This window comes from Psychrobacter sp. 219-2-C (genome assembly GCF_049560815.1).
Taxonomy (GTDB): Bacteria; Pseudomonadota; Gammaproteobacteria; order Pseudomonadales; family Moraxellaceae; genus Psychrobacter; species Psychrobacter faecalis.
Map to the genome: position 1 here is coordinate 1,421,844 of NZ_CP186933.1, position 26,980 is coordinate 1,448,823.

Sequence of the window (26,980 nt, forward strand, 5' to 3'; positions counted from 1 at the left end):
GTTTTATTGACGGTCTATCATAATGATTAAATGATATTGATTTCATAACTAAACTTCCCTGCCAGTCCATATGACTCTCTATACTCGATAGGGTCACCCTCTAAATTTTTGGCAATACGGCATACTTTAACCAAACTTTCTTGTTTATTATTGCCTAAATAAGGGTCTATATGATTGGTTATAAAAAATAGAGTCTCGACGGCAGACGACACAAACTGTCCACACTTTGTATAATAAAAAGGATAAAGAAGATTCTCAAAATCTTCAGGCGCCAAGTTGGCAAAGGCTTCGTAACAGCTTTTAGGAAGCCATATCTTTTCACTCAGTAAGACTTTGTCTTCGACGATACGAACCCGCTCTATATAAATGAGCGCTTCATGTTCATCTATATCTAATTTTTGGTTAATATCATCAATCGCGTCTATCACTGAGATTTTTTTAATTATTCCCGTTGGCGTGACATAACCAGACTCTTTATCACGAAATTTAAAAAACCTTAATAATGAGCTATTAAAATCTGGACGCTTTAAAAACGTCCCTCTGCCCTGCTGTTTTATTAAAACCCCTTCCTCCACCAGCTTTTCAACCGCTTTACGCACGGTGCCTACCGATACCTGATATTTATCAGCAAACTCTTGCTCGCTAGGTAAAGGTGTGTTTTCATCCCACTTGCTCTCTGTCAGTAAGGTTTGTATGTGCCATCTTACCTGCTCATATCGTGGCATTTTAAAGTTTTTGAAATTGTCTATCATTGTTTCACCGTCATGGAAAATTTTTAATAACTCGATTCTTTTTAAGCGACATTATTGCCGTAAAAGTAAGACCATTCTAATCGTTTTAACAGGTATTTTTGATCCTTTTGTTATTATCAACCTTATCTAATTCATATGATTTTTTTTGCTATCATTCTACTTAACTAGAGGCGCTGCTAAGGCTTATATGACTTATCGTTTATGAAGCTATTTTTCTATATTAGCGTACTGCTTTTTACTCTATAAAAGCTGCTATGGCTTTTTATAGAATTCATACCGTTAAAATCAAGGGGCAGTTGTGACACTTTATATTCTCGCAGCCATCGTAATATGCATCATTTTAGGCTATACCACCAAAATCAATATCGGCTTGTTTGCTATTGCGTTTTCGTATCTGATTGGTTGTTTCGGTATGGGGCTAAAGGCTTATGAGATTATCGAGCTATGGCCGCTAAAAATCTTCTTTGTCATTTTTGCGGTGACGCTTTTTTATAACTTCCCTCTCGCAAACGGTGCGTTAGAAAAACTATCGAATCATTTAATCTATAGGTGTCGTCATTTTCCAGCATTTTTGCCATTAATTATCTTTTTTGTTGCTACAGTTGTTGCAGGCTTAGGCGCAGGCTATTACACCGTTTTGGCGACAATGGCACCGATGATTCTGCTCTTGTCTAAACATACCAATTTAAATATCGTTATTGCCACCTTATCTGTCAATTATGGCGCGCTCGCTGGCGCTAACTTTATTACCTCACAAAGCGGCGTTATCTTTAGAGAGCTGATGCGCAGCGCAGGCGTTGCCAATGATAATAGCTTTACGTATGTTTTAGGGGTTTTCGCTGCTACTTTTGTCATACCTGTAATTCTGTTAGGTGGCTATAGCGTGTTCAATGCCAAAAATAGCAAAATCTCGATTCAAGCGATAGTACCAGAGCCTTTTGATAGTAAGCAAAAACAATCTATTATGCTGATTTTTATCATGATGGCGACTGTACTGATTATCCCTGTTTTAAATCTGCTCATGCCGCAAATATCAGCGATTGAGTTTTTGAACGCTCGGGTTGATATTGGTTTTATCGCGGTTATTTTTGCTTTAATTAGCCTATTTTTAAAGTTAGGCGACGAAAGAGCGGTGATAGCACTCATACCTTGGAATACGCTTATTATGATTTGCGGTGTCGGTATGTTAATTCGCCTCGGCGTAGAGGTAGGGGTTATTTACGAGCTCACCGAATGGCTCAGTACCAACGTCCCTATCTGGTTGATACCGACGCTAGTCTTCGTTATCAGCGCAATCATGTCCGTATTTGCCAGTACACTTGGCGTCGTCGCCCCTACTTTGTTTCCTATAGTGTTACCCCTAGCCGTTGCTTCTGGCATAAGTCCTTTATTACTCTTTACCTGTATTGTTTTGGGCGCGCAAAGCTCATCACTGTCACCTTTTTCATCAGGTGGTAGTCTCATGTTAGGCGCCTCTCAAGTCGTTATAGAAAAAAATAAGCTCTTTACTGCTCTGTTATTCAAAGCTGTGCCCTTAGACATTTGTGTTGGAATAATAGCAATCTTAGTGATCCAACTTATCTTTTAATGTCTTATAAATAAGAGAAAACTATAAAAGTGTTTGTTATTTATAAGCAAAAGCTAATCATAAAAATAATAGTCAATACCCTTACATGGCTCTATAGTACAATAAAATTCATACAAACATACATATGTTTCTTGTCATTTACAAAATATTCTGTTACTTTTACACAGTGACAAAAAAACATATTTTGATGAAGTACAGTAACTTTGTTAATCTGATCATAGCTTCAAATCTTAATAACAGGTTGCACAGATCAGAATTCTATTGAAACTTTAGTATAAATATACACACAAGGAGTGTCGTGTGAAAAAACTTTCCTATCTGGCTCTTGGCCTATCTATTCTATCTTTGACTGCCTGTAACAACGCTAATGAAACGGCCAGTACAGATGCAGCCGCGACAGATGGCTCAAGTGAGCTGACTGCTCCTTCACGTCCTGAATGTATCGCACCTGCCAAGCCAGGCGGCGGCTTTGACTTGACTTGTAAACTTGCTCAAGCGGGCTTAAAAGAGACCGGCATCTTAAAAGACCCTATGCGCGTGACTTATATGCCAGGCGGAGTTGGTGCGGTTGCTTATAACAAAATTGTTGCCAATGATCGTGATAACGGTGATGCCATTATTGCCTTCTCAACCGGTTCTATTCTTAATTTATCACAAGGTAAATTTGGTAAATTCACTGAAAAAGATGTGAAGTGGCTAGCCGGTGTTGGCACAGATTATGGCGCTGTCGCCGTCAATGCGGATTCAGACATCAAGACTTTAGATGATTTGGTTAAAGTGTTAAAAACCAATCCAAAATCAGTCAGCTTTGGCGCAGGTGGCAGTGTCGGCGGTCAAGATTGGATGCAAACTGCCATATTGGCCAAAGCCGTTGGCGTCAATCCTAACGATATGACCTATGTTGCGATGGAAGGCGGCGGTGAGGCTATTACAGCAGTCATGGGTAATCACATCACCGCCGTTAGTGCCGGCATTGCCGAGCTTATGCCGCAAACCACTGCTGGCAAATTGCGCGTCCTAGCCGTGTTTGCCGATGAAAGGTTGGGTGGCACTATGAGCGATATTCCTACTGCTAAAGAGCAAGGCTATGATATCACGTGGCCGGTCGTACGTGGATATTACATGGGTCCAGATGTAAGTCCTAGCGCTTATAACTGGTGGAAAGATGCCTTTGATAAGATGCTTGCCGATCCAAAATTTGCTGAGCTACGTGAACAGCAAGAATTATTGCCATTCTCTATGACCGGTGAAGAGCTACAAGAGTATGTTTATAAGCGTACGGGTGAGCTTCGTGAGTTGTCTGCTGAATACGGTCTTGTTGAGGCTGAAGCCAAATAGTGAGCTTGGTGTTCAATCACGTTATTGATTGAATACTAAAGTTTGATCGTATTCTCAAAAGGCTGGCAAAAAATAGAGATGCTAGCCTTTTTGCCCTAATATTCTAGGAGTCCTATTATGACTATGGAACGTCTTTTTTCTGGGCTAATGGCACTGGTGAGCTTATTTTTGATATACCTAGCCATTGGCTATGTCGCTCCTATTGCCTATGATCCCATCGGCCCTCGCCCTTACCCGATTTTAATTTTTTCATTGCTGGCATTTGGTGCGCTAGTTGTTGCTTTTCGTCCAGCAAGCTTTACCAAGCCGATAGAATTAGGGCTTACCAAACCAATCATTAGAAACTTAGTACTTTGTGCGCTTGCGTTACTTGTCTATGGTTTGATTTTTGAGGTACTGGGCTTTATTGTTGCCACCATTCTGATGTCCTTTGCCGTAGGTTTACTATTTGCTGGCAACCCGCTTAAAAGCTTTATCTTTTCAGTGTTAATCAGTATTGGCTTATACGTCTTATTTGACATACTTTTGGATGTCAAATTACCACTTGGATTGTTATCAGGGATAATAGGATAGCCAGTATGGATACTTTTGATTTTTTGATGCATGGTTTCGCTATTGCATCTACCCCAGAGAACTTACTGATTGCACTTATCGGTGCTTTTTTGGGTACCATTGTCGGTATGTTGCCTGGACTTGGTCCTATTAACGGTGTGGCGATATTACTGCCTTTCGCCTTTGCTTTAGGATTACCACCAGAAAGTGCGCTCATCTTACTTGCCGCCGTCTATCTTGGTTGTGAATATGGTGGTCGTATCTCCGCCATTCTTATCAACGTACCAGGTGATGCTGGCGCTATTATGACGACGTTAGATGGTTATCCATTAGCCAAACAAGGCAAAGCTGGTATTGCACTGTCTTTATCCGCCGTTAGTTCCTTCATTGGTGCAACGATTGCCACGATCGGTGTGGTTTTATTTGCCCCGTTATTAGCCAAGTGGGCCATCTCATTTGGGCCCGCCGAATATTTTGTATTGATGGTATTTGCTATTACGTGTCTAAGCGGTTTGGTCGGTGATCAACCGGTTAAAACTGGTATTGCCGCTCTAATCGGTCTTGGTTTAGCGACGGTTGGTGTCGATGCGGTTACAGGGATTTACCGCTTTACTTTTGATTCGGTCAATCTATCTGATGGCATCCAATTTACCACCATTGTAATTGGTTTTTTCAGTGTCAGTGAAATCTTAATCTTACTCGAAAAAACTACTACTGGACACAAGGTAATTGAGCAAGGTAAGCGTAGTTTATTAAACCTTAAAGAGTTTATGTTTACCTTAGGCGCGATGTTACGTAGTGGTTTAATGGGCTTTGTCGTTGGTATTTTACCGGGTGCAGGGGCTACTATTGCGAGCGCCATGACTTATGCCAGTGAACGCAAAATCGCTGGTGATAAAGGTACGTTTGGCGACGGTGATCTGCGCGGTGTTGCATCGCCAGAGGCAGCGAATAATGCCTCAGCTTGTGGCTCGTTTGTGCCTATGCTGACTTTAGGTGTGCCAGGTTCAGGTACCACAGCGGTCATGATGGGCGCATTGACTCTATATAACATCACACCAGGTCCGCAGTTATTTACCGAGCAGCCTGATATCGTTTGGGGTCTGATTGCCTCTTTATTTATCTGTAACGTTATTTTGCTGGTAATGAATATTCCATTGGTTGGCTTATTTGCAAAATTGCTAAACGTGCCAAATTATATCTTAGTACCAGCAATTGCTGCGGTCAGCTTTGTTGGCGTATACTCGATTCATAGTACGACTTTTGATCTGGTCTTTATGGTCGCACTCGGGGTGTTCGGTTATTTCTTACGTAAGTTAAACTTCCCATTATCAGCGCTTATTTTAGGTTATGTTTTGGGCGAGCTGATGGAATCTAACTTAAGACGCGCGCTATCTATTTCTCAAGGTGAGCTAAGTATTCTGTGGGGCAGCCCTATCACTATGGTGTTATGGTTATTGGCTATTTTAATGGTTTTTATGCCAGTGTTGCGAAGTATCTATCGTAGAAAATTTAAGCCTGCTGTTTAGTTTTTAGCGATTCTGTTTTTGAAACACTCTGCTGTGGTGGTTGTACTTTAAGTATGATCACCATTTTTTTATGAAAATTAGCGTCTATCGTCTAATTTTCCTACAAAAAACATAACCATTGCATTAGCTAATGTCGTCTTTTTGAATCGTGCGGAGCTGATTATCTAACTGTGTTTATAAAATGTTGGGTGCAGATATTTCCTGCTACAACGCTTGTAAAACGGGCATAAAAAAAGCCCCAATCATAAAGATTGGGGCTTTCGAATCTGGTAGGCGTAACTAGATTCGAACTAGCGACCTCTACCATGTCAAGGTAGCGCTCTAACCAACTGAGCTATACGCCTATTTAGGACATGCATTTTAGCAAGTTTTTAAAACTTTGCAAGCCTTTTCTATCACAATATTAGGTTATTATAAGAATAGCTAATTTTACGCTTTATAATGAAACACTTAAGAGAATTATAGTACTCTAAATAGTTTCCACTATCTAAGACAGCTCATAGCTTCTAGACTGTCAATATTATAAAAATATAACTTCTTAATCGAGATCATCAGATGACCTTACGCATTCATGCTTTATTTCACACAGATTACGAAGACCTCAACTTTATTAAGCATTGGGCAATTAATCATCAACACACTATTACCTACACGCGTTCTTATAATAAAGACACCTTGCCAGCGCTTGGCAGTTTTGACTGGTTAATTGTGATGGGCGGGCCGATGAGTGTCCACGATGAGGACAACCATCCTTGGTTAATTGAAGAAAAACGTCTGATTAAACAAAGTATGGATAGCGGAAAGACAGTGATAGGTGTATGTTTAGGGGCGCAGCTTATTGCGCACTGCTTGGGGACGAGCGTAAAGCCGGCAGGCGTAAAAGAAATCGGCTGGTTACCCATTCAGTTGACTAAAGACGCTCAGGCGCATCCTTTACTACAGGACTTACCAAATCAGGCGTTTACGGTCTTTCATTGGCATGGCGATGGATTTGAATATCCACAAGGAGCGATTCCGTTAGCGACATCAGCAGCGTGGCCCAATCAAGGCTTTCTTTATCAAACGCCGCAGCAAAAAGCGCTTGGCACTTGGGTCATGGCTTGGCAGTGTCATTTTGAAGTCACCAAAGAAAGCATCGTTAAGATGGTAGCAAATGGCGACAATGCCATTCAAAAAGGACTAATTAACTATCCTAAAACCGTACAATCACCTACTGAGATAATAACGCTTGGCGATAAATATATTGCCGATAACAATGCGCGCTTAGCAGCCATGCTCAATCGTATGACAAAGACGGCGGACATTTAAACCTAATCTTTCAATCCTAAAAAAACTTAACGGTTTATCTACTTTTTACCCCTTTTAGCCGCAAGCCCACCCTTTATCGGGTCTGCTGGTTTGATGCCGCCATTTTTACCCCGCCATAGGTAACCAACACGACACCAAGCGCTATCAAGGATGCACCCAAAAACAACCCTTCTGGCGGACTTTCTCCCTGCAAAAAGATAGCGACAGGCACACCGACGACCGCCCCAACCGAACCTAATAAGCTTAGTAATACTGGGCCGCCCGTTTTTTGCAGTAAAAATAACAGTAAAAACTGACCAGCGAAAACGAACGCCTGCACTGCAATCAACCCTAACGGCAACATCTCAGCTAGCGGAACGGCAAGAGAATAATTAGGTAAAATGCTAAACAAACCAAGTAGCACGGATGCGGCTATCAGCATACCCGGTGCCAGCGCGCTCGGAGAGAGATTATCAGGCCAATATAAGGTGCGATAAATATTACCAATTGCCAATAAGACCGGACCACAAAGCGCTAGCCCAATCCAAAACACACTGGCATCGGGCGCAGCGAATTTACGGGCGGCGAGCACCCCGGCGCCGACAAGTGCCGCGACCACGCCAAGCGCGCGCAGCTTGTTAAAGCGCTCTATTCTTAGAATGATAGCGGCGAGATACGTCAATAGCGGCGGCAGAGAAATAATCAAGGCGACAAAACTGGCGCCGACATGCGGAATAGCGGAGAAGAAAATGAGATTGGAGCCTGCCACACTCACCAACGCCGCAACCAAATAATAGCTCAGGGTTGATTTACTTAACGGCGGCAGCTCGCGGCGTAACAACGCATAACTAAATAAAATAAACGCCGCACCCGTAATAGACCAAAACAGAAATGCTAGCGGCGTCAGACCGACCTCGCCGGCAAATTTGGCTAGATTGGTAGAAATACCGATCAATCCACCACCCGCGATGAGACACAGCACAGGAATGAGCCACGCTTTTTTACCTTTAGCCATGGACTGCGGCGCTGACTGACTCATAGACTACCTTACTCTTAAAACAGCGGCTTTATTCATCGTCCTTAGCCCTGTTACTATTTTATTGATTAGCATTATTGTTAGCTTTTATTTCATCACGATAGATTAGCACTCGCGCCAATGCAACCATAAACGAGTATCAAGCTCATATTGATGATAGTTTGGCTCCATATGACAGCAAAGTTGATAAAAGGCCTTGTTATGCTCTTGCTCCTTAAAATGCGCCAACTCATGCACCACTATCATACGCAAAAACTCAGGCGGCGCTTCTTTAAATAGGCTGGCTACCGTGATGCTATTATGTGATTTCAGCTTGCTGCCTTGCACGCGCGATTGGTAGGTATGAATACCAAGCGCCTGATTGAGCACCGCAAGTTTACTATTATAAGACACCTGCGACAGCGGACTGCTTTTGCGCATATACTGATTTTTGATCTCATTAATATATTGATATAGCGCTTTATCGCTTTGTACTTGGTGAGTATTTGGATAGTTTTTATCCAAATACTCACCAAGTCTGCCCGTGCTAATCAGCGTCGCCGCTTGGCTTTGAATTTGCTCAGAGTAATGCGCGATATATTTTAATGTGGTCAATGTGTTTATCCTTGACGTTTCAATGTTTAACGACTACTAATGCCTGTTTACTTAATGTGCCACAGAATTAGATAATAAATTCATCACCACTACCCCACCAACAATCATCGCAATGCCGATGATCGCTGCGGTATCAAGCGTTTGCTTAAAAAAGAACAGTCCTACCAGTGAAGTCAATACGATACCAAGCCCGCCCCATAAGGCATAAGCAATACCAATCGGTATGGTTTTTATGGTTTGGGTCAATAAATAGAATGAAATCGCATAAAGCACCGCCATAATCAGCGTGGGCACAAAGCGCGTAAACTGCTCTGACTTGACCAAAAAGGTAGTGCCAATGACTTCGCAGACAATAGCGATGGCAAGGTAACCGTAAGCAATCATGGTTGGACTCATATGTAGGGCACCTATATTGGTAGAAAGTATTGAATTAGAAACAGTCAGTTAAACAAAACGATAAAAAATCTGGGCTAACTATTTTATAGGTTTATATGGGTGCATGAAATAAAGATTTTAAGGGTTAAAGTGATATAAGGTTTTTCTTTAGTTTCAAATAGATAGTCTTATCAAACTAAGGAATAAAGTAAGTTATTATAATATTAAGAAAAATTAATTTTTATACACATTTTAGCAGCAGTAATCATCGTCACCGTCAATAAAGGCGCCGCTTTAACAAGAAACACCCACAATTTTATCCTATTTATAATTATATTTATTATTTATCGCCTAATAAGGTTGACAGCCCAGAACTACTTGGCTAAAATGTGCCCCACATAACGCAAACAAGATAAGCAATCGCACCTACCAAAGGCTTTGTAAAACTTGTTTAATCAACCGTTATCACAACTTATTCTCCAATAGCTCAGTTGGTAGAGCAACGGACTGTTAATCCGTGTGTCCCTGGTTCGAGCCCAGGTTGGAGAGCCATATTCTAAAAGACCTTCATCAAATATTTGATGGAGGTTTTTTTATGGTCGCTATTTAATCCTTAATAGCTTACCTTATTCACCAACACAATATTCATACGGCGACGGTGTTCTTTTGGCGATTTTTATTGTATGGTAAGAAGAGCTGTGACCAAGTTCGTTTTTGTCTGAGTGTTTTATTCCTACTCACTAAAAGTAATGGTTTATTATGATACCTGTTCGTATAAAAAATAAATTCTCTGATCATCCGCAAAAAATCACGCGTCCGATCAGTATTCGCCTGTCTGAAGAAATGATTAGATTGTTAGAGTCTACCTCAGCAGAGCTGGGCTTTAAACGTATCCAAGGTCTGATTCGTCTTTATATCCGTCAAGGATTGGATCGCGATCATCAAGATTATACCTTGGCGCATGATGAAGTGTTTATTGAAAGCTTACGTAAGCGCGGGGTCAGCCAACGTATCATTGATGAGGCGATTGTGGTCACGCATAATAATACCACCACCCACCCGCTGTCTGAGCTGCAGGATAAAGAGTAGCATTTGGCTTATCATACATACAAAAAAAGACTAAGTTTGCTTAACGGCGCTTGGTCTTTTTTTTGCTATTTAATTTGAACTTGCTACGTAAAATATGCCCTTCTCAATGCGCTTAATAACATCGAATACCCATTAGCGATAAACATACATACAAAATTATCATAAGCGCTATATTGATAAGCGCTATATTGGTATAAAAGTTATTCGCATTGATATGGGTTGAGAAGGAGGCATATGATGATTGGTTTATATAAACACGCAGGCCGTGCACGCTATATAAAAAAGGCCATGTTATTGGCATTCACTGTAGCGATGTTGCCAGTTATCAATGGTTGCATGCAGCCGCCAGCAGATCCAAGCAGGCAGACCATACCAACCAACTCTGACCAATGGCAAAAAAAGCTTGGCGATACGTTTGAGCGGTTGCCTGAGGCTGACAGACAGCTCTTGAGCCGCTATATGCTACGTATGAAGCTCAGCGGCGCGTATGAGTCCGGAGCGATGCCACGTATCACCATCAAGCAAGCCCTTATCCAGCAGCGTGAATATGAGCGCTTGCATCCAAATAATCCTACTGGCAAAAAAAGCCCGATTGTCACCAGTCCGCAAGTGCATACTGCCAAAGCACAAAATTACCCTGTCGCTTTACTCCCCGTAAAAACCAGCGATAGCGATAGTCTAAACCAAGTAAAACTACAGTTTATGCTGTCAAACCACGGTAAGGTAGCGATTAAAAGCTTTAAGGGTAAGCTCACCATGCAAGAGGCCAATTTGACCAAAAGTAAAAGCTTTAATGTACCGTTGACCCAGTTCCAGCCACCAATCGAACCTGAACAGTCTGGCAAAATCATCATCGAAAGCAGTATTGAAGATATCAATGTCATGCGCGCGATTAAAAATCATACGGACATACACATTGAGATTAGCGAAGGCACACTGGTATTAATGGATGGGCAAGAAGTAGAGTTTGAGCAAACGCTGGCGAAATAATAGAGAGTTCATATAGTCCATTCAAAACAAAATCGATAGGGGCATAACTATGTGCGACTGGTATAAATTTTCCTTGCTTGCGCTAGTGCAGAGGCTGCGGAAAATTCATCCCAGTCGCTCGGCACGGTATCGGATTTAAAATAAACCAACTATAGAGTGCCCGCTAAGTTAAAACCGCATTTATGCAAACATAAAAAAGCCCCAATCAATAACTGATTGGGGCTTTTTCGAATTTGGCGGAGACGGAGAGATTCGAACTCTCGAAGGGCTATGAACCCTTGCCGGTTTTCAAGACCGGTGCATTCAACCGCTCTGCCACGTCTCCATTGGTGCATCATTATATAGATATCATCGTATAATGCAAGCGCTTCATATTAAAAAAATGAAATTAATTTACAGCCAGTTTTAAATCAATGACTTAGCGTGCGCCAAAATTTTTTACCCCGTGCTTTTTTTAAAACATTTACTGCAAACCAGGTTATTTACTTAAAGCGAGGTGCAAGCACATATCAAGCAGCCTGTTGGCATAGCCCCATTCATTGTCGTACCAGGCAAACACTTTATATTGCTCGCCCACTTGCATCAATTGCTGCCCATCGATAATCAGCGATTCTGGCTGATGGATAAAGTCACTGGAAACGAGCGGCTCCTCAGTATACGCCATGATATTTATCAAATCACCAAGGCTAGCAGCTCTTAACTTTTCTCGTATCGCATCGACACTGACATCTGGCGCGTTGAATACAAAGGTCACATCAATAGCGGCGACGTTGATGGTTGGCACACGAATAGAATGACCGTTAATCTTACCTACCATGCTTGGCAATACACGCTCTGTCGCTGCAATACTGCTAGAAGTAGTAGGAATGATATTATAACCAGAGGCGCGTGCGCGTCTTGGGTCTCGGTGCGCTTGATCGAGCACTGTCTGGTCAGCAGTCACAGCATGAATCTCGGTCATCATAGCCGACCTAACGCCAAATGCCTTATCAAGCGTATCAATCAGCGGTACTAAGGCCTGCGTGGTACAAGAAACGCTCGAGATAATCGGCAGCTTGCGTGTGAGCTCAGCGGTATTGACGCCCATGACAATACAAGCATCGACATTATCAAAGGGCGCAGCACCAATAATGACTTGCTGTGCACCCGCTGCTATATGTAGCTGCGCCTGCTCATAAGAGCGAAAATGCCCCGTACACTCTAGCACTACATCGATACCAAGCGTGCGCCATGGTAGGTTTTTTGGGTCAGCTTCTGAGAGCATTTTGATGCAGTAGGTCAGATTATTCTTAGTCAAACACAGCTGAGTATTGTTTTTATCGTCTAAAACCTCTGCACTGACGCCAAGTCGGCTTAAGCGACCATGAGTACTATCGAATTTTAACAAATGCAATAAGATATCAGCCGATGCCAAATCATTAATCGCCACTACATGGATAGCGCGCCCCAACACCTCAAAGCGCTCTAACAAGGCACGCAGTACATTACGTCCAATACGGCCAAAGCCATTGATAGCAATCCTCAAGGGCTGCGTATGCTCGCCTGTCGCATGCGTAAGCGCCACTCTAGGTTCGGCGTTCAATTGGTAAGTTGCGCTAGAAAAATCAGGTATAACGTCAGACATAAAAGGGTATCGCTATAAAGAGATATAAAAAGAGTGGCGCGCTACAGTGAATATTATCAGCATAATGACGGTCTATCTTTAGAGATTTTTTCTCACCGATTGGATGCTACGGCGTAATAAAAATTAATGCCAAACGAATGGTATTGTAATCAACCGCTTGTTTTAGATGCTCAAAAATTGGACGCAGCTTAACACTGCCATCATCGTTAAAGTCATTAGGGTTATTGGCGACCTTAATGGCCACATAAGCGTTGCCAACCGCCGTCATCACTTCATCGTCTGGGCGCAGATGATCACACGCCAAACTTGGATCTTGCGATTTTAATTCTGCAATATGGCGCATAATGGTCGATTGCGACAGCTGCCGCGCCTGCGAAATCTCGGCAATCGATAAGCTCTCTTCTAATAAAATTCGCGTCGCCAGCAAGGTGCTGTCCGATTTATCAGAAACTTGATTACCAAGTTTCTGTTTTTTATCTATCTGCGCTTGCTGTTGCTCGCGGCGTTTTTTCTGCAAATTGGCATACGCTTCAATCACCGACTTGCTAAGCGTGCCGCCTGATTTTAGAATAAATTTCTCATGCGCCTGCCTCATACTTTCTTCATCAAGCATGGCATAATTGGCATCCGCTTCCTCTGACAGTGCCAAAAAGCGTTTATCGGCGCCGCGTGCCAGCGGGTCAAGCTGCAAGCTCATGTCATTCATACCGAGCAATTGCAAACCTGCCAGCGACTTTAAGCGTGACAATGCCACATAACCTTGCCCAAGCTCAAAAGTGCGCGATAAATCAATCTCAGCCGCATCAAGCGTCATGCCTTGCGATTTATGAATGGTAATCGCCCATGCCAGACAGAGCGGCACTTGCAGGTAACTTGCTAGCACATCTCCCGTCTCATCTTCGATGATCCACTCTTCAGGCTCAGCGATGACCTCGCGGCCTGAATTGAGTCTAACCACTGGCATTTTTTGTGTGACGGCTTTCTTACTCTTTGGGTTTTTTTGATCTTTTTTAGCGTTGTCTTTGTCACTCTTAGCAGTATCTGTCTCACTGTCGGTAGTATTGTTTGTATCAACACCATCCTCATTGTCGATTAAGGCATTACTATCATTCTGACTGTCATCAACTTTGACAGCAGCAAAGCCTATCAATTCACCCATGGTACCGTTGGACACACCAAGCTCAGTGTTGTTTTTGATAAACATTACCTTAGCACCAACTTTTAGAATCAGCTCATCTTGGGTGCGCACAGTCTTTTTGAGCGTCTCAACCAGTTTGCTATCACCTGTCGCGGTGGCCTCAAACCGCATGGTTTCGCCTTCAAGCGCTGCCAGTTCTTTATCATTGATTTTATTGACGTTGAGGTTGTGGGTATAGAGACGGGTGCGATTGATATCGACGTTTTGATCAAAGGTAGCTTCCAATGCCGCAATCGCCTCAAAAGTGACTTCTTGTCTGCGAATCTGATTGAGAATATCATCCAAATCGAGACCACCATTAGCGGCCTCACTGACTTGCCGATGCTGCTCGGATAAATAACAAATATGGAACTTAGCATCGAGCCAGGCCTCAGACATAAAAGCAAACTTTTCTCGGTTACTCTCACCCTTACTTCCAATCGGTGGTAACTGAAAAAAGTCCCCTGCAACCACCACTTGTATACCACCAAATGCAGCATCGTTTTTTCGCACATGCTTGAGCACTTGGTTGACTAGGTTAAGCTGCTTGGCATGCAGCATGGAAATCTCATCGATGATCAATACCGCCGTATCTTTTAATCTGTCTGCTAAAAACTGCTTACGCGATAAATTGGTCAAATCACGATCAGACAACTCGTCTTTGATGCCTATACCTGACCAACTATGGATAGTCGTGCCGTTCATGTGTGTCGCCGCGATACCCGTACTAGCAGTCACAGCAACTGGCACACGGCGCGCGCGTAAGTAATTGATGTACTGGTTGAGAGTATAAGTTTTACCTGAACCTGCTGAGCCAGTCAAAAACACATTTTGACCTGTTTTTAAGATATCAAGAGCAGAAGATTGACGCATATATCCAAACCAACCAATAACATAAGAAAAAGGAAACTACCGTCGTAGCATCATAATGGTAGCAATTATAACAGCTGTACCAAGTTTTCGAACCAATTTAAGCAGATACTTATGCATAACCTAAATTTATGAAACAACCTGATTTGCTCTAGTAAAAGTAACTATCCTTATGTATAAAAGTTCAGTAGGATAGACTGACAACCTGATCAGGAAGATCCAGCAAAACCGTGCAAGTGACTTTATAGATATGACCTCAAAAGATCATATATCAAAGGCTTGAACGTTTATTTGCTTTATAAATTAATACAACAAGGAGTCGTTAATGCTACACGCCTATCCCAATACAGAAAACAGCCCCGTCCAATTCCGCGAAAAATATGACAACTTTATCAATGGTGAGTGGGTCGCACCAGCCGATGGAGAATACTTTGACAACACCAGCCCCATTGACGGTAAAGTCATCTGCCAAGTCGCCCGTTCAAAAGAAGCGGATATTGAAAAAGCCTTAGACGCTGCTCATGCTGCCAAAGACGCTTGGGGCAAAACCAGTGTCGCTGAACGTGCCAATCTACTGCTCAAAATTGCAGATAAGATGGAAGCCAATTTAGAAGCCATCGCCATTGCCGAAACGTATGAAAACGGCAAGCCTGTACGTGAAACCCTAGCAGCAGACATTCCATTAGCTGTCGATCACTTTCGCTATTTTGCCAGTGCCATTCGTGCACAAGAAGGCGGCATCAGTCAAATTGATGATGACACGGTTGCTTATCACTTCCATGAGCCACTTGGTGTCGTCGGCCAAATTATCCCATGGAACTTTCCGATCCTCATGGCAGTATGGAAGCTAGCCCCTGCGCTTGCTGCTGGTAACTGTATAGTACTCAAGCCTGCAGAGCAAACGCCTGCCTCTATCCTATTTATGCTAGAGACGATCGGGATTGCTGATATCTTACCAAAAGGTGTCCTCAACGTGGTCAACGGTTTCGGAGTTGAAGCTGGTAAGCCGCTTGCCTCCAATCCACGTATCAATAAAGTTGCCTTTACTGGTGAGACGACTACTGGTCGCCTAATCATGCAGTACGCCAGTGAAAACATCATTCCAGTTACCCTAGAGCTGGGTGGTAAGAGTCCAAATATCTTCTTTGCTGATGTCATGGACGAAGACGATGATTTCTTGGACAAAGCGGTCGAAGGTCTAGTGATGTTTGCGCTTAACCAAGGTGAAGTCTGTACTTGTCCGTCGCGCGCATTAGTACACGAGAGCATTTATGATGAGTTTATGAAGCGCTGTATCGAGCGCGTCAAAGCCATCAAAATGGGTAACCCATTAGATACTGATACCATGATTGGCGCCCAAGCCAGCACAGACCAGTTAGAAAAAATCCTATCTTATCTGGATATTGGTAAAAAAGAAGGGGCCAAAGTATTGGTCGGTGGCGAACAAGCCAAGCATGACGGCGACCTTGCAGATGGCTACTATGTGCAGCCCACTATCTTTGAAGGCACTAACGACATGCGCGTGTTCCAAGAGGAAATCTTTGGACCAGTACTTGCCGTCACGAAATTTAAAGACGACGAAGAGGCCATGAGCATTGCCAATGATACCTTATATGGTCTTGGTGCTGGAGTCTGGACACGCAGTGTACACAAAGCCTATCGCTTCGGACGTGGCATCCAAGCAGGTCGCGTGTGGACCAACTGCTACCACATCTATCCTTCGCATTCTGCATTTGGTGGCTACAAGCAATCGGGTATCGGCCGCGAAAACCATCTGATGATGCTCGATCACTATCAGCAAACCAAAAACATGCTGGTATCCTATAGTCCTAAAGCGATGGGCTTCTTTTAAATCAGTCTTTCAATTCAGTTTTTTAAAGGCACTTTATAAATAATTATAAAGTGCCTAGTTGGTGCTCTCTGAGCATATCGACTTAAAAGGCAGTAATAAGGAGAAAGTAACATGGCTAATAAAATGAAAGCTGCGGTTCTGCATGAGTTCAACCAACCTCTGCAGATTGAAGAAGTTGATATCCCTACCCCAGGTCCTGGTCAAATTGTAGTAAAAATGCAGGCATCAGGTGTCTGTCATACCGACCTGCACGCTGTCGAAGGCGATTGGCCAGTCAAACCAAGCCCCCCGTTTATCCCTGGTCATGAAGGTGTCGGCCTGATCACTGCTGTGGGTGAAGGTGTTAAGCATGTTAAAGAAGGCGACCGTGTCGGTGTGCCTTGGCTCTACTCTGCCTGTGGTCACTGTACGCACTGTCTAGGTGGCTGGGAAACCTTGTGCCTAAGTCAAAAGAACTCTGGTTATTCAGTGAATGGTAGCTTTGCAGAATACGTATTGGCAGATGCTGACTATGTTGGCATTATTCCTGAGAGCGTTGACTCTGTTGAGATTGCACCAGTTCTATGTGCGGGTGTGACGGTATATAAAGGTCTGAAAATGACAGACACCAAACCAGGTGATTGGGTCGTCATTTCAGGTATCGGTGGACTTGGTCACATGGCGGTACAGTACGCCATTGCCATGGGACTGAACGTTGCTGCCGTCGATATTGACGATGAAAAGCTCGATTTTGCCAAAAAACTGGGGGCAAAAGTCACCGTCAATGCCAAAAACACCGATCCTGGTGAGTATCTGCAAGAAGAGATCGGCGGTGCTCATGGTGTGCTAGTGACAGCCGTCTCCTCTAAGGCCTTTGATCAAGCGCTGACCATGCTGCGCCGCGGTGGTACTTTGGTCTGTAATGGTCTACCAACAGGCGACTTCCCTGTTTCTATCTTTGATACGGTACTAAATGGTATTACCATTCGTGGCTCAATCGTTGGTACACGTCTAGACCTACAAGAGTCGCTAGATATGGCAGCGGAAGGTAAAGTAAAAGCGACCGTTGCCGCTGAGCCGCTTGAGAATATCAATGATATTCTTGATCGTATGCGTGATGGCAAGATTGAGGGACGTATCGTGATTGACTACGCTATGTAGACATTGCAACTGTCTCAGTGATTGGTACGTTTAGTCACAAAACATCACTTAATCACTAACGCTAGGTCGTATCGTTTTCAGCCACATGCTATGAATGATGTGAGTGAAGATGATACGACCTTTTATATTTTACCGATTAGTTTGGGTAAAAGTTTAAAAATAAGGAGCACGTTATGAAACTTGAAGCGACAGAAGCCTGCGTTGCGTTAATTGAGCTATTAAAGTCCAAACACGGTGACCTGATGTTCCATCAATCTGGCGGCTGCTGCGATGGCAGCTCACCGATGTGTTATCCGCTGGGTGAGTTCAAAGTTGGTGGTCAAGACGTACTCGTCGGTGAGCTTGCTGGTTGTCCATTTTATATGGGTAAAGCCCAGTATAAACTCTGGCAACATACTGATTTAACTATCGATGTAGTCGATGGTCGTGGTGCGAGTTTTTCACTGGAAATACCTGAAGGCAAACGCTTTATTGTGCGCTCTGAAATATGCGCCATTGAAGATTGAATGAATGCCTAGCGTCAGTATTCTGTTAGGTCTATACTAATCAATGACCTATATACTGGAAAGCTAGCTCTCCAGTTTGATTGGCATGGAAGCTATAAGGAATATAAAAATGGAATTTGACGCAAAATTTGACTACGTCATCGTGGGCGGCGGTTCTGCAGGCTGCGTCCTTGCCAGCCGTCTGACAGAAAATCCCGATATCAGTGTGTGTTTATTAGAGTACGGCGGTGAAGGCAAAGACCTTGCGATTCGCGTACCGGCAGGTTTAATCCTTTTAGTACCAGGCAAACCGCTAAAATCAAACAATTGGTGCTTTCATACTACTCCGCAAACCCATCTTAATAATCGACGCGGCTTTCAACCGCGCGGTCAATGCTTGGGCGGCTCATCCGCCATTAATGCAATGATCTATACTCGCGGCAGCGCGCTTGATTATGAGCGCTGGGTTGAGCAAGGCTGTGAGGGTTGGGGCTTTGACGATGTGCTACCTTACTTTATTAAAGCTGAAAACAATGTCCACGGCGCGGATGAACTGCATGGCGATAGCGGCCCTTTGCACGTCAGTAATTTATTAAGCCCGCGTGAAATCTCAAAAGCATTTGTAGAAGCGGCTGTCGCTAATGGCTTGGAGCACAATCAAGACTTTAATGGTAAAAAACAAGACGGCGCAGGACTATATCAAGTCACCCATTTTCATGGTGAAAAACAAGGTCAACGCTGCTCTGCGGCCGCCGCCTATTTACACCCCGTACAAAAAAGTCGGCCAAATTTAACCGTTATCACCCACGCCCAAGCCAACCGTGTCATCTTTGAAGACAAACAAGCCGTTGGCGTCGCTTATGAAAAAGACGGCGTCGAGCATATGGTGATGGCACGTCAGGAAATTATTTTGTCAGGTGGCGCTTTTGGTTCGCCGAAAGTTTTGATGCTATCTGGTATTGGTCCTGCCGAGCACTTGCAGGCGCACGGTATCGATGTATTGGTCGATGCGCCCGAGGTTGGCGGTAATCTACAAGACCATTTAGACGTGGTATTTGATTACGAGGTCAATACTACCGATGTGATCGGTATTGGTATGGCAACGCTCTCAACCTTGTCTAAAAGCATTCGCCAATGGAGAAAAGATGGCACAGGGCTACTATCTACCAACTACGCCGAAGCTGGTGCGTTCTTTAGCGTTGGTGACGCCCCAAAAGAGTGGCCAAATACCCAGCTGCATTTTGTCATATCTCGCGTGATTGAACACGGTCGTGACCTTAGACGCGGTTTTGCTGTTTCTTGTCACGCCTGCTACTTGCGCCCTGAAAGCCGCGGTACGGTTAGGCTTGCGTCAGCTGACCCCTCAGAGTGCGTATTGATTGATCCCAACTTCCTCTCCCATCCTAAAGACGTAGAGTATATGGTCGCAGGCGCTGAGCGTACGCGCGCCATCATGCAAGAAGCACCCATCGCCAAATATATCACCGAAGACTACCCTGCCCCTTATATCGAAAAAGACGGCATGCTTGGCTATATTCGTAATAAATCAGATACCATCTATCATCCAGTCGGCACATGCCGTATGGGTTCAGATGATAAGTCTGTGGTCGACTTAGAACTAAAAGTGCGCGGCGTCAATGGATTACGGGTTATTGATGCGTCTGTGATGCCGACCTTGATAAGCGCTAATACCAATGCGCCAACCATTATGATTGCCGAAAAAATGGCTGACTTCATTAAAGCAAAACATCATCACGCTGAGCAAATCGCATCATAGAAAAAATAAGTAAAATATTTTACGGCAAGCGCTTTTATCTCATAACTTTTCTATTGAAAATAGCACTTACACTCAAAAATACAGATATTAAAACGGGACATTTTCTATCAAATTAAATATATTGATACCTTGCGTTACAACTGCGTAAGGTAGTATATTTAAACCGCTTATTTATATCGATATTTATCGCAGCCCACAATTTGAGTTAAAAACACCTGACTTATTTTCGTTTTGCATAGGTGCTGTATAGAATTGAGAAACCATTGAAAAAAATAAGCAACGCCTTACACTACTGTTTACCACAACAAAGAGATAAGGCATCACTTATGACTCGCACCAAGCTCAACGATGAACTTTGGCACAAGCTATTTATTATATTGCGACAAATTAACGTATATAACAAGCCCAATCTAAGACGTACCGTTGAAGGCATGCTGTACCGCATAAGAGTAGGCTGTCCATGGCGAGACTTACCTTCTTATTTCGGTCATTGGTCTCGCATATATCATCAATACCGTTATTGGCGTAAAACCGGTAAATGGCAAAAGCTCATGAAAATAATCACAGCAAACTATGATAGTGAATGGTTATTCATAGACGGTAGCGTGGTCAAAGCTCATCAGCATAGTTCAGGTGCAGCCAGTCATCTTGATGAGGCCATTGGTAAAAGTGTTGCAGGTAATAGCAGCAATCTGCACTTAGTGGTCGATGCTTGTGGTAACCCTATACATGTTGAGCTGACAGGTGGGCAAGTACATGACGCTAAGATGGCAAAGACGTTGATAGATAGCACGATTAATAACCAGACTAAAGCGGTGATTGCAGACAGGGGCTACGATAGTAGTGATATTAGAGAGTGTATCTTCAAGCACTGTGCTGAGTCAGTCATACCCGTTAAGTCGATCTCTAAAAATAGCAACAATGACACACTAGACTGGTATTTGTATCGTTGCCGTCACTTGGTAGAAAACGCTTTTGCTAGGTTGAAACATTTTAGGGGCATTGCCACGCGATATGATAAGCTCAAAGATAGCTATGCAGCAGCGATAATGCTTGCTTGTGTCTTTATCTGGTTGCCACTCATTTGAATTCTATACACGCCCTAATATCACCTAATTAATATTCACCACACCGCGACACTTAGGAAATTGACTGCAACCAAAAAAGGGCTGACCTTGCTGCTGACCTTTTTTAGCAACGCGCTTGACCATCTCACTATTAGACTTCGGGCAAGCGGGAGTATTATCAGAAATGATTGACGCTTCAACTTGCTCGATAATAGAAGGCTCCTTAGTAGCAGCTTTCTCTATCTTCGGCTCTGATTCCAAAACCTCAAATGGGGTAATAAAGACAGAATCATCATTAATCAGTTGAGAGATAGGCAGAACATTGCTAGAAGGGACAAACGGAGCGTCGCTCGCTTCAACTTCCGTTTGCCCAGACCATCGCAGTACTTCTCTGCTTTGAAGAATGGTCTTTTTAGGAGGTTGTTTTACTATTAATTCAGGCGCAGGCTGATTCGCTGATATAGTAACTGACTTAGCATTTGGTTTATCACTAGCTTGCTTGTTTGACGGATTATGCTTCTCTTTTAAATAGGCTTTATGCGCTCTGTTAGTACGCCAAGACTTGCTAAATCGATTGTTTTCAATTTGCTCAACAATGGCTTTGACTTCTTCATCGGTAAGCATTTTATCTTGTTTTTTCTTAATATAAGATGCCATGCCGCTCGTCAATACATGCTCAGGTAGTTCATCGCGAGTTTTAAGCTCACACTCGCCGATAAAGGCAATCATCGAATGGAAATAACTCATCTCCAGTTCTAATAAATCAGACAGCGTTTTTATATGCAAATAATTTTGCCGCAATGGATTTTGAAATTTATACTTGCGACCCATAATGACTTGCGTCCACTGTCTTTGCTTCTCATTACCAAAAATCCAGCCTTTATAGTTTTTGGTTTCGATGACAAAGATGCCATACCTAGAGACGATAACATGGTCAATTTGGGTACTACCACCATCTGCTAATGGCAGAGTGATATTGTTTAGGCGATGATAAATATCTTTATCAAGTTTTAGCCACATAGCTACATTGATGACGATCTCGCCGACGATACCTTTAAAGCTGGACATCAAAGACATGGTTTTCTACTATTTGACTTCCTCCCCTCTCTAAAGTGAGGGGATTCCTACTACTAGACGCTCAAGCCCGAGCGCGAGAATGTTTTTTGCCGCATTAATATCACGGTCATGAGTGACACCGCACTCGCAAAGCCATTCTCTTATTCCTAAGTTTGCTCTACCTTTCGGACTGTTTTGGCGTGAGCCACAACACGAACAAGTTTGGGTGGTGTAACTTTCATTTACCTCATCATAGTAGCAACCTGCGTTCTCGCACTTATAGGTCAGTTGCCGCTTAATCTCAAACCAACGTGCGTCATAGACAGATTTGGCTAGCTTGGTTGAGGTAAATGATTTTGATTGAAGTTTGCCAATGATGATTATTTTATTAGTCTTGGTAAGGTTGGTGGTAAATTTATGAATCAAGTCTTGGCGTGTATGTTTAATCTTGGCGTGAATCGCCTTAACTCTTTGTTTGTTTTTAGCCCGCTGAGCAGTACCTAGTTTTTTAGCGTATTGCTGGGTGACTTTGGTTTTTAGTACCTCACCATTACTTGTCGTTGCTGAGTCCCTGCAACCTAAATCAATACCAGTTTCGCCTGTACCGCACTCAATTTTTGGGTACTCTTTAATGGTGATACAGGCATACCAGTGGCCGCGACTGTCTTGCACAAGCTCACAGGTGTTGATGGTGTAGAGTGCTAGATTATAGCTATCCCACACGTCGATGGTCAGCTTCTTGCCTTTAGCCAGGCTAAATTGAATGGTGGATTTAAGACTTTTCTTTCCTGATTTTTTGATACCTACGTATTTGATTGCTGCTTTTTTAAAGGGAATCCAACCAAGTGATTTACGCTTAGATTTTGGGTTATTGGTTCGCCAGTTTAATTTGGCTTTTTTAAATTGTTTGCGAGATTTAGCGTGAACCTCACTAATAGCTTGTAAGGTTTGGCTATGTAGATTTAACAGCTCACCACTACCTTTTACATAAGCCGCAATATCGTAAGCTGAAAAGAAATGATTGGTGCGTTGAAGATGCTTAAAACTCAAGTCATTCACATAGTTCCACACAAAATTAACTGCGCTCGCTAAGGTATTTAGCTGATTGGCGTGTTTGTCTTTGATGCGACACTTGAGCGTTTTCATAGAGTGATTATGGTCTTAATGAGTTTGGTTGACAAGTCTATTTTAAGGCTGAGCGACAATAGCTGACGCCTGATATCCATGCCCTAGAAGGGACATGGTTTTACGGCGCTTTTTGATAAAAAGTCAAATTGGTTATTTTAAGCGCTAAGCCAGTGTAAAGTGTAAGTCTTACTTCTAAATCGCTCATAACTTTAATAATACATTGAAACAGCACAATTGTAGTAGGCTATCGTATTATTATTTCAGCTATAACGCTCAGTTGTGCCCTAAAAGCATGTTCAATACTGACGACTTTAATACCACCCTTTGGATAATACGTATGAATACTCGCGCCGCCTCTTTGTTAAAGATTACGCTTGGTACCTCTTTATTATTATCTTTGCCTATAATGGGAGTCGCCGCCAACACGATGCCACAAAAGTGGAAACTGGACGTGCCTAAGACCAGCGCTGATTTTGAGGTCAAGTATTTAGGCAAGGCGACCACTGACGGTAAGTTTCGTAAAGTAAATGGATCGATCAATTATGACGTCAAAAAGCCTGAGAGTACGACCATTAATTTTACCGTGCATACCGATAGCATCGATACCGAGCGCAAGCTACGTGACTCTTTTTTGCGCCGTAAAGAGCTGCTCAATACGCAGCAATATCCGACGATGACGTTTGTCTCAAAAAAGATCAAGATGATTACGCCGAAAGAAGCCAATGTCACGGGCGACTTTACCGCTTTAGGTCAAACCAAACCGTTAACGGTAAGAGTGACTTTATCTGATGTAGAGATTGACCCCGCCACCTCTCAACCGACGTTAAAGTTTCGCGCGACAGGTATGGTCGATCGCTATAGCTATGGAGTGACAGCTTTCCCGAAACTGATTAGCAATATCATCCCCCTTGAGATATCAGGGAAGCTGATTGCAGCCAATTGATTAAGTGACAAAAAACCCAACTTAGAATTTCTAAGTTGGGTAGATAACACCATAGATTTTTAAGACGATACTTACAGAAACGCTTAATTATTTAAAAATATTATGACCTAAAAATGACTCAAAAATCGATTAAATATTAAAAATATATTTTCTAACGTTTTTAGTACTGCCATATTTGCTCTTCTGCTATACCAGTCTTATCTATTTTATTTCTTCTTTTCTGAATTTTAGTATCTATTTTTTCTTGCTTTTTCATCGCCTTTTGGTTGATATCGTCTATCATTGCCTGAATCTTTTTATCAATTTTATCCTGTTCTTTTTGACGCAGCTTGTCTACTTTATCCAGCTCTTTTTGACGCACCTTGTCTATTAATCAACGTGCCAGTACAAAACAGGTACACGTCCTTAAGCTCGCTTTAAATTAGCGAACTAGATATAACACTAACAACGGTCAACTATAAAACAACACATCAAGCTTGGTTATAGAGCGGCTGGTCGAACTTTGCGTTACCATTTAACGACTCATGGTGCATTATGTTTCGACACTAACCTACCCAGCAATCTATTTACAGGGCTTTTATAATATTTCAAAACCAAAAGTTAATCACAAAAAAAAGAGCCACCAGATTTCTCTAGTAGCTCTTTCTTGTTTAAACGCTAACTAAGTTAGGTTTATTACACCAAACTATTTACTGCATCAACCACAGCGTTAGTGGTAATACCGAACTCTTTATACAGCTCATCAGCAGGCGCTGATTCACCATAAGTCGTCATTCCGATAACTTTGCCATCTAGACCGACAAACTTATACCAGTAATCGACATGTGCTGCTTCTACCGCTACGCGGGCGCGGATATTAGCTGGCAATACCGCTTCACGGTAGCTCGTCTCTTGCTCTACGAAAATCTCGGCACATGGCATAGAGACCACACGCACGCCAACGCCATTTGCACTTAACGTCTCGTGCGCTTGCATAGCTAAGCCAACTTCTGAACCTGTCGCGATGATAATTGCTTGTAACTCGCCTTGCTCTTTCGCTAACACATAGCCACCTTTAGCGATGTTAGCGACTTGCTCAGCATCACGTGCTTGATGTGGCAAGCTTTGACGGCTAAAGATCAATGCTGATGGATTGTTTTCGGACTTAATTGCTTCAACCCAAGCGCTGGCCGATTCGGTCGCATCACACGGACGCCATGTGCGTAGATTTGGCGTGGTACGTAAGCTAGTCAATTGCTCAACTGGCTGATGCGTCGGGCCATCTTCACCCAGGCCGATAGAGTCATGAGTGTAAACATGAATCACACGCTGCTTCATGAGTGCGCCCATACGTACCGCATTACGCGCGTATTCCATAAACATCAGGAAGGTCGCCACATAAGGGATAAAGCCGCCATGCAACGCGATACCATTGGCAATCGCGGTCATACCAAACTCGCGCACGCCATAATAGATATAGTTGCCGTCAGCGTCTTTTTCGATGCCTTTCGCACCTTTAAATAGCGTAAGGTTTGAACCTGCCAGATCCGCTGAACCGCCCAACAATTCTGGTAGTAACGGCTGTAAGGTATTGATCGCATTTTGACTGGCTTTACGACTGGCAACATCACTGCCCTGCTCTTGCGTTTGCTGAATATAGGCTTGTGCTTGGCTTTCAAAATCCGCTGGCAATTCACCGTTTAAGCGGCGTAGTAGCTCGCTTGCCAATCCTGGATAGGCTTTTTTATAGGCTTCAAAGTCCGCATCCCAGTTCTTTTGCTGTACGTCGCCTTTAGCTTTAGCATCCCATGCTTCATAGATTTCGTCATCTAATTCAAACGGCGCATGAGTCCATGCTAAAGCGTCACGGGTCAAGACGATTTCATCATCACCAAGCGGCGCACCATGACTAGCTGCTAAGCCTTGCTTGTTCGGGCTACCCGCACCAATCGTCGTTTTACAAATAATTAAGCTTGGCTTAGCGGTCTCAGCAATGGCTTGCTCAGTGGCTTTGGTAATCTCATCGGTATCGTGACCATCGACTTTGATGACCTGCCAGCCATAGGCCTCAAAGCGCGCTTGCGTATCATCAGTGAACCAGCCTTCGACATCGCCATCGATTGAGATGCCATTATCATCATAGAAAAAGACCAATTTGCCCAAACCTAACGTGCCAGCCAATGAGCAAACTTCATGGCTGATACCTTCCATCAAGCAGCCATCGCCTAAGAACGCATAAGTATGATGGTCAACGATGTTATGGCCGTCACGGTTGAACTGCGCCGCTAGTGTCTTCTCTGCAATCGCAAAACCAACGGCATTGGCAATACCCTGACCTAGTGGACCCGTTGTGGTTTCAATCCCTGGCGTATAGCCAAGTTCAGGATGGCCTGGAGTTTTTGAATGCAGCTGACGAAAGCCTTTTAAATCATCAACGCTGACATCATAGCCTGATAAATGCAGCAAGGAATAAATGAGCATCGAGCCATGACCGTTTGATAGTACAAAGCGATCGCGGTTGTGCCATTGCGGGTCAGCAGGATTGTGCTTTAAAAATTTGCGCCACAATACTTCGGCAATATCAGCCATGCCCATCGGCGCGCCTGGGTGTCCAGAATTGGCTTTTTGAACCGCGTCGAACGACAGTACACGGATGGCATTGGCAAGTTTGCGTTCATTAATTGGGGTCGGCATAGAGTGTCCTAATATTCGAATGAAAAGTATGGAGCATAAGAGAAAGGGTTACTCAGAG

At 43.3% G+C, this 26,980-nt stretch carries 23 protein-coding genes and 3 tRNA genes; 14 read left to right on the forward strand and 12 right to left on the reverse strand.

Going from position 1 to position 26,980, the window contains the following annotated elements; translation table 11 throughout:
- Positions 1-26: 26 nt before the first annotated feature.
- The gene (locus ACPEGP_RS05665) at positions 27-752 is read right to left on the reverse strand and encodes a GntR family transcriptional regulator (protein WP_191689757.1); all 726 of its coding nucleotides are present in this window, start codon (positions 750-752) and stop codon (positions 27-29) included.
- A 298-nt stretch (positions 753-1,050) separates the two neighbouring features.
- On the opposite strand from ACPEGP_RS05665, the gene ACPEGP_RS05670 reads away from it, so the two are divergent.
- From ACPEGP_RS05670 to ACPEGP_RS05685, 4 genes are all read left to right on the forward strand, one after another.
- The gene (locus ACPEGP_RS05670) at positions 1,051-2,340 is read left to right on the forward strand and encodes an SLC13 family permease (RefSeq protein ID WP_423814202.1); all 1,290 of its coding nucleotides are present in this window, start codon (positions 1,051-1,053) and stop codon (positions 2,338-2,340) included.
- 300 nt (positions 2,341-2,640) lie between these two features.
- The gene (locus ACPEGP_RS05675) at positions 2,641-3,678 is read left to right on the forward strand and encodes a Bug family tripartite tricarboxylate transporter substrate binding protein (protein WP_423814203.1); all 1,038 of its coding nucleotides are present in this window, start codon (positions 2,641-2,643) and stop codon (positions 3,676-3,678) included.
- Between the two features lie 117 nt (positions 3,679-3,795).
- A complete protein-coding gene (locus ACPEGP_RS05680) occupies positions 3,796-4,251 on the forward strand; it encodes a tripartite tricarboxylate transporter TctB family protein (protein ID WP_068406033.1) in 456 nt (151 codons plus the stop codon).
- Positions 4,252-4,256: 5 nt separating this feature from the next.
- On the forward strand, positions 4,257-5,759 hold the full coding sequence (locus ACPEGP_RS05685; protein WP_068406030.1) for a tripartite tricarboxylate transporter permease: 1,503 nt from the start codon (positions 4,257-4,259) through the stop codon (positions 5,757-5,759).
- Between the two features lie 267 nt (positions 5,760-6,026).
- On the opposite strand, the gene ACPEGP_RS05690 is transcribed toward ACPEGP_RS05685, so the two are convergent.
- Positions 6,027-6,103, reverse strand: a tRNA-Val gene (locus ACPEGP_RS05690).
- Positions 6,104-6,314: 211 nt separating this feature from the next.
- Here ACPEGP_RS05690 and ACPEGP_RS05695 point away from each other — a divergent pair.
- Positions 6,315-7,067 (forward strand): type 1 glutamine amidotransferase, encoded by a 753-nt coding sequence (locus tag ACPEGP_RS05695; RefSeq protein ID WP_423814204.1) that lies wholly within the window; start codon positions 6,315-6,317, stop codon positions 7,065-7,067.
- Between the two features lie 73 nt (positions 7,068-7,140).
- Here the strand turns inward: ACPEGP_RS05695 and ACPEGP_RS05700 are convergent, their stop codons facing one another.
- The 3 genes from ACPEGP_RS05700 to ACPEGP_RS05710 form a co-directional block, all read right to left on the reverse strand.
- Positions 7,141-8,085, reverse strand: a complete 945-nt coding sequence (locus ACPEGP_RS05700; RefSeq protein ID WP_313493758.1) for a DMT family transporter — start codon at positions 8,083-8,085, stop codon at positions 7,141-7,143.
- A 102-nt stretch (positions 8,086-8,187) separates the two neighbouring features.
- Positions 8,188-8,676 carry a M48 family metallopeptidase gene (locus ACPEGP_RS05705; RefSeq protein WP_423814205.1) on the reverse strand — a complete coding sequence of 163 codons (489 nt, stop codon included), beginning with the start codon at positions 8,674-8,676 and terminating at the stop codon, positions 8,188-8,190.
- Between the two features lie 51 nt (positions 8,677-8,727).
- Entirely contained in the window at positions 8,728-9,072 is a 345-nt protein-coding gene (locus ACPEGP_RS05710) for a DMT family transporter (protein ID WP_082894398.1), read from the reverse strand.
- A gap of 455 nt (positions 9,073-9,527) precedes the next feature.
- Here ACPEGP_RS05710 and ACPEGP_RS05715 point away from each other — a divergent pair.
- The 3 genes from ACPEGP_RS05715 (at position 9,528) to ACPEGP_RS05725 (ending at position 11,130) form a co-directional block, all read left to right on the forward strand.
- A tRNA-Asn gene (locus ACPEGP_RS05715) sits at positions 9,528-9,603 on the forward strand.
- A 207-nt stretch (positions 9,604-9,810) separates the two neighbouring features.
- On the forward strand, positions 9,811-10,140 hold the full coding sequence (locus ACPEGP_RS05720; protein WP_068408103.1) for a CopG family transcriptional regulator: 330 nt from the start codon (positions 9,811-9,813) through the stop codon (positions 10,138-10,140).
- Between the two features lie 234 nt (positions 10,141-10,374).
- Positions 10,375-11,130, forward strand: a complete 756-nt coding sequence (locus ACPEGP_RS05725) for a hypothetical protein (protein WP_227678318.1) — start codon at positions 10,375-10,377, stop codon at positions 11,128-11,130.
- 234 nt (positions 11,131-11,364) lie between these two features.
- On the opposite strand, the gene ACPEGP_RS05730 is transcribed toward ACPEGP_RS05725, so the two are convergent.
- From ACPEGP_RS05730 to ACPEGP_RS05740, 3 genes are all read right to left on the reverse strand, one after another.
- A tRNA-Ser gene (locus tag ACPEGP_RS05730) sits at positions 11,365-11,455 on the reverse strand.
- 153 nt (positions 11,456-11,608) lie between these two features.
- Positions 11,609-12,742 carry a type I glyceraldehyde-3-phosphate dehydrogenase gene (locus ACPEGP_RS05735; RefSeq protein WP_423814253.1) on the reverse strand — a complete coding sequence of 378 codons (1,134 nt, stop codon included), beginning with the start codon at positions 12,740-12,742 and terminating at the stop codon, positions 11,609-11,611.
- A gap of 118 nt (positions 12,743-12,860) precedes the next feature.
- Complete coding sequence (locus ACPEGP_RS05740; protein WP_423814206.1) at positions 12,861-14,804, reverse strand: AAA family ATPase; 1,944 nt, start codon at positions 14,802-14,804, stop codon at positions 12,861-12,863.
- A gap of 322 nt (positions 14,805-15,126) precedes the next feature.
- Here ACPEGP_RS05740 and exaC point away from each other — a divergent pair, with 322 nt between their 5' ends.
- From exaC to ACPEGP_RS05765, 5 genes are all read left to right on the forward strand, one after another.
- Positions 15,127-16,653 (forward strand): acetaldehyde dehydrogenase ExaC, encoded by a 1,527-nt coding sequence (exaC, locus tag ACPEGP_RS05745; RefSeq protein ID WP_198328895.1) that lies wholly within the window; start codon positions 15,127-15,129, stop codon positions 16,651-16,653.
- Positions 16,654-16,764: 111 nt separating this feature from the next.
- Positions 16,765-17,793, forward strand: coding sequence for an alcohol dehydrogenase AdhP (gene adhP, locus ACPEGP_RS05750; RefSeq protein WP_423814207.1), 1,029 nt, complete (start codon positions 16,765-16,767; stop codon positions 17,791-17,793).
- 173 nt (positions 17,794-17,966) lie between these two features.
- Positions 17,967-18,299, forward strand: a complete 333-nt coding sequence (locus ACPEGP_RS05755; RefSeq protein WP_068408108.1) for a DUF779 domain-containing protein — start codon at positions 17,967-17,969, stop codon at positions 18,297-18,299.
- A gap of 109 nt (positions 18,300-18,408) precedes the next feature.
- Complete coding sequence (locus ACPEGP_RS05760; protein ID WP_423814208.1) at positions 18,409-20,055, forward strand: GMC family oxidoreductase; 1,647 nt, start codon at positions 18,409-18,411, stop codon at positions 20,053-20,055.
- A 326-nt stretch (positions 20,056-20,381) separates the two neighbouring features.
- On the forward strand, positions 20,382-21,143 hold the full coding sequence (locus ACPEGP_RS05765) for an IS5 family transposase (protein WP_423814209.1): 762 nt from the start codon (positions 20,382-20,384) through the stop codon (positions 21,141-21,143).
- A 24-nt stretch (positions 21,144-21,167) separates the two neighbouring features.
- On the opposite strand, the gene ACPEGP_RS05770 is transcribed toward ACPEGP_RS05765, so the two are convergent.
- A complete protein-coding gene (locus ACPEGP_RS05770; protein WP_423814210.1) occupies positions 21,168-22,199 on the reverse strand; it encodes an NERD domain-containing protein in 1,032 nt (343 codons plus the stop codon).
- 30 nt (positions 22,200-22,229) lie between these two features.
- Positions 22,230-23,324 (reverse strand): RNA-guided endonuclease InsQ/TnpB family protein, encoded by a 1,095-nt coding sequence (locus ACPEGP_RS05775; RefSeq protein ID WP_423814211.1) that lies wholly within the window; start codon positions 23,322-23,324, stop codon positions 22,230-22,232.
- A 319-nt stretch (positions 23,325-23,643) separates the two neighbouring features.
- On the opposite strand from ACPEGP_RS05775, the gene ACPEGP_RS05780 reads away from it, so the two are divergent.
- Positions 23,644-24,249, forward strand: coding sequence for a YceI family protein (locus tag ACPEGP_RS05780; RefSeq protein WP_068407059.1), 606 nt, complete (start codon positions 23,644-23,646; stop codon positions 24,247-24,249).
- Between the two features lie 160 nt (positions 24,250-24,409).
- Here ACPEGP_RS05780 and ACPEGP_RS05785 read toward each other — a convergent pair whose 3' ends face one another.
- Positions 24,410-24,610 (reverse strand): hypothetical protein, encoded by a 201-nt coding sequence (locus ACPEGP_RS05785; RefSeq protein WP_068407062.1) that lies wholly within the window; start codon positions 24,608-24,610, stop codon positions 24,410-24,412.
- Between the two features lie 314 nt (positions 24,611-24,924).
- Complete coding sequence (tkt, locus tag ACPEGP_RS05790) at positions 24,925-26,922, reverse strand: transketolase (RefSeq protein WP_423814212.1); 1,998 nt, start codon at positions 26,920-26,922, stop codon at positions 24,925-24,927.
- Positions 26,923-26,980: the final 58 nt, after the last annotated feature.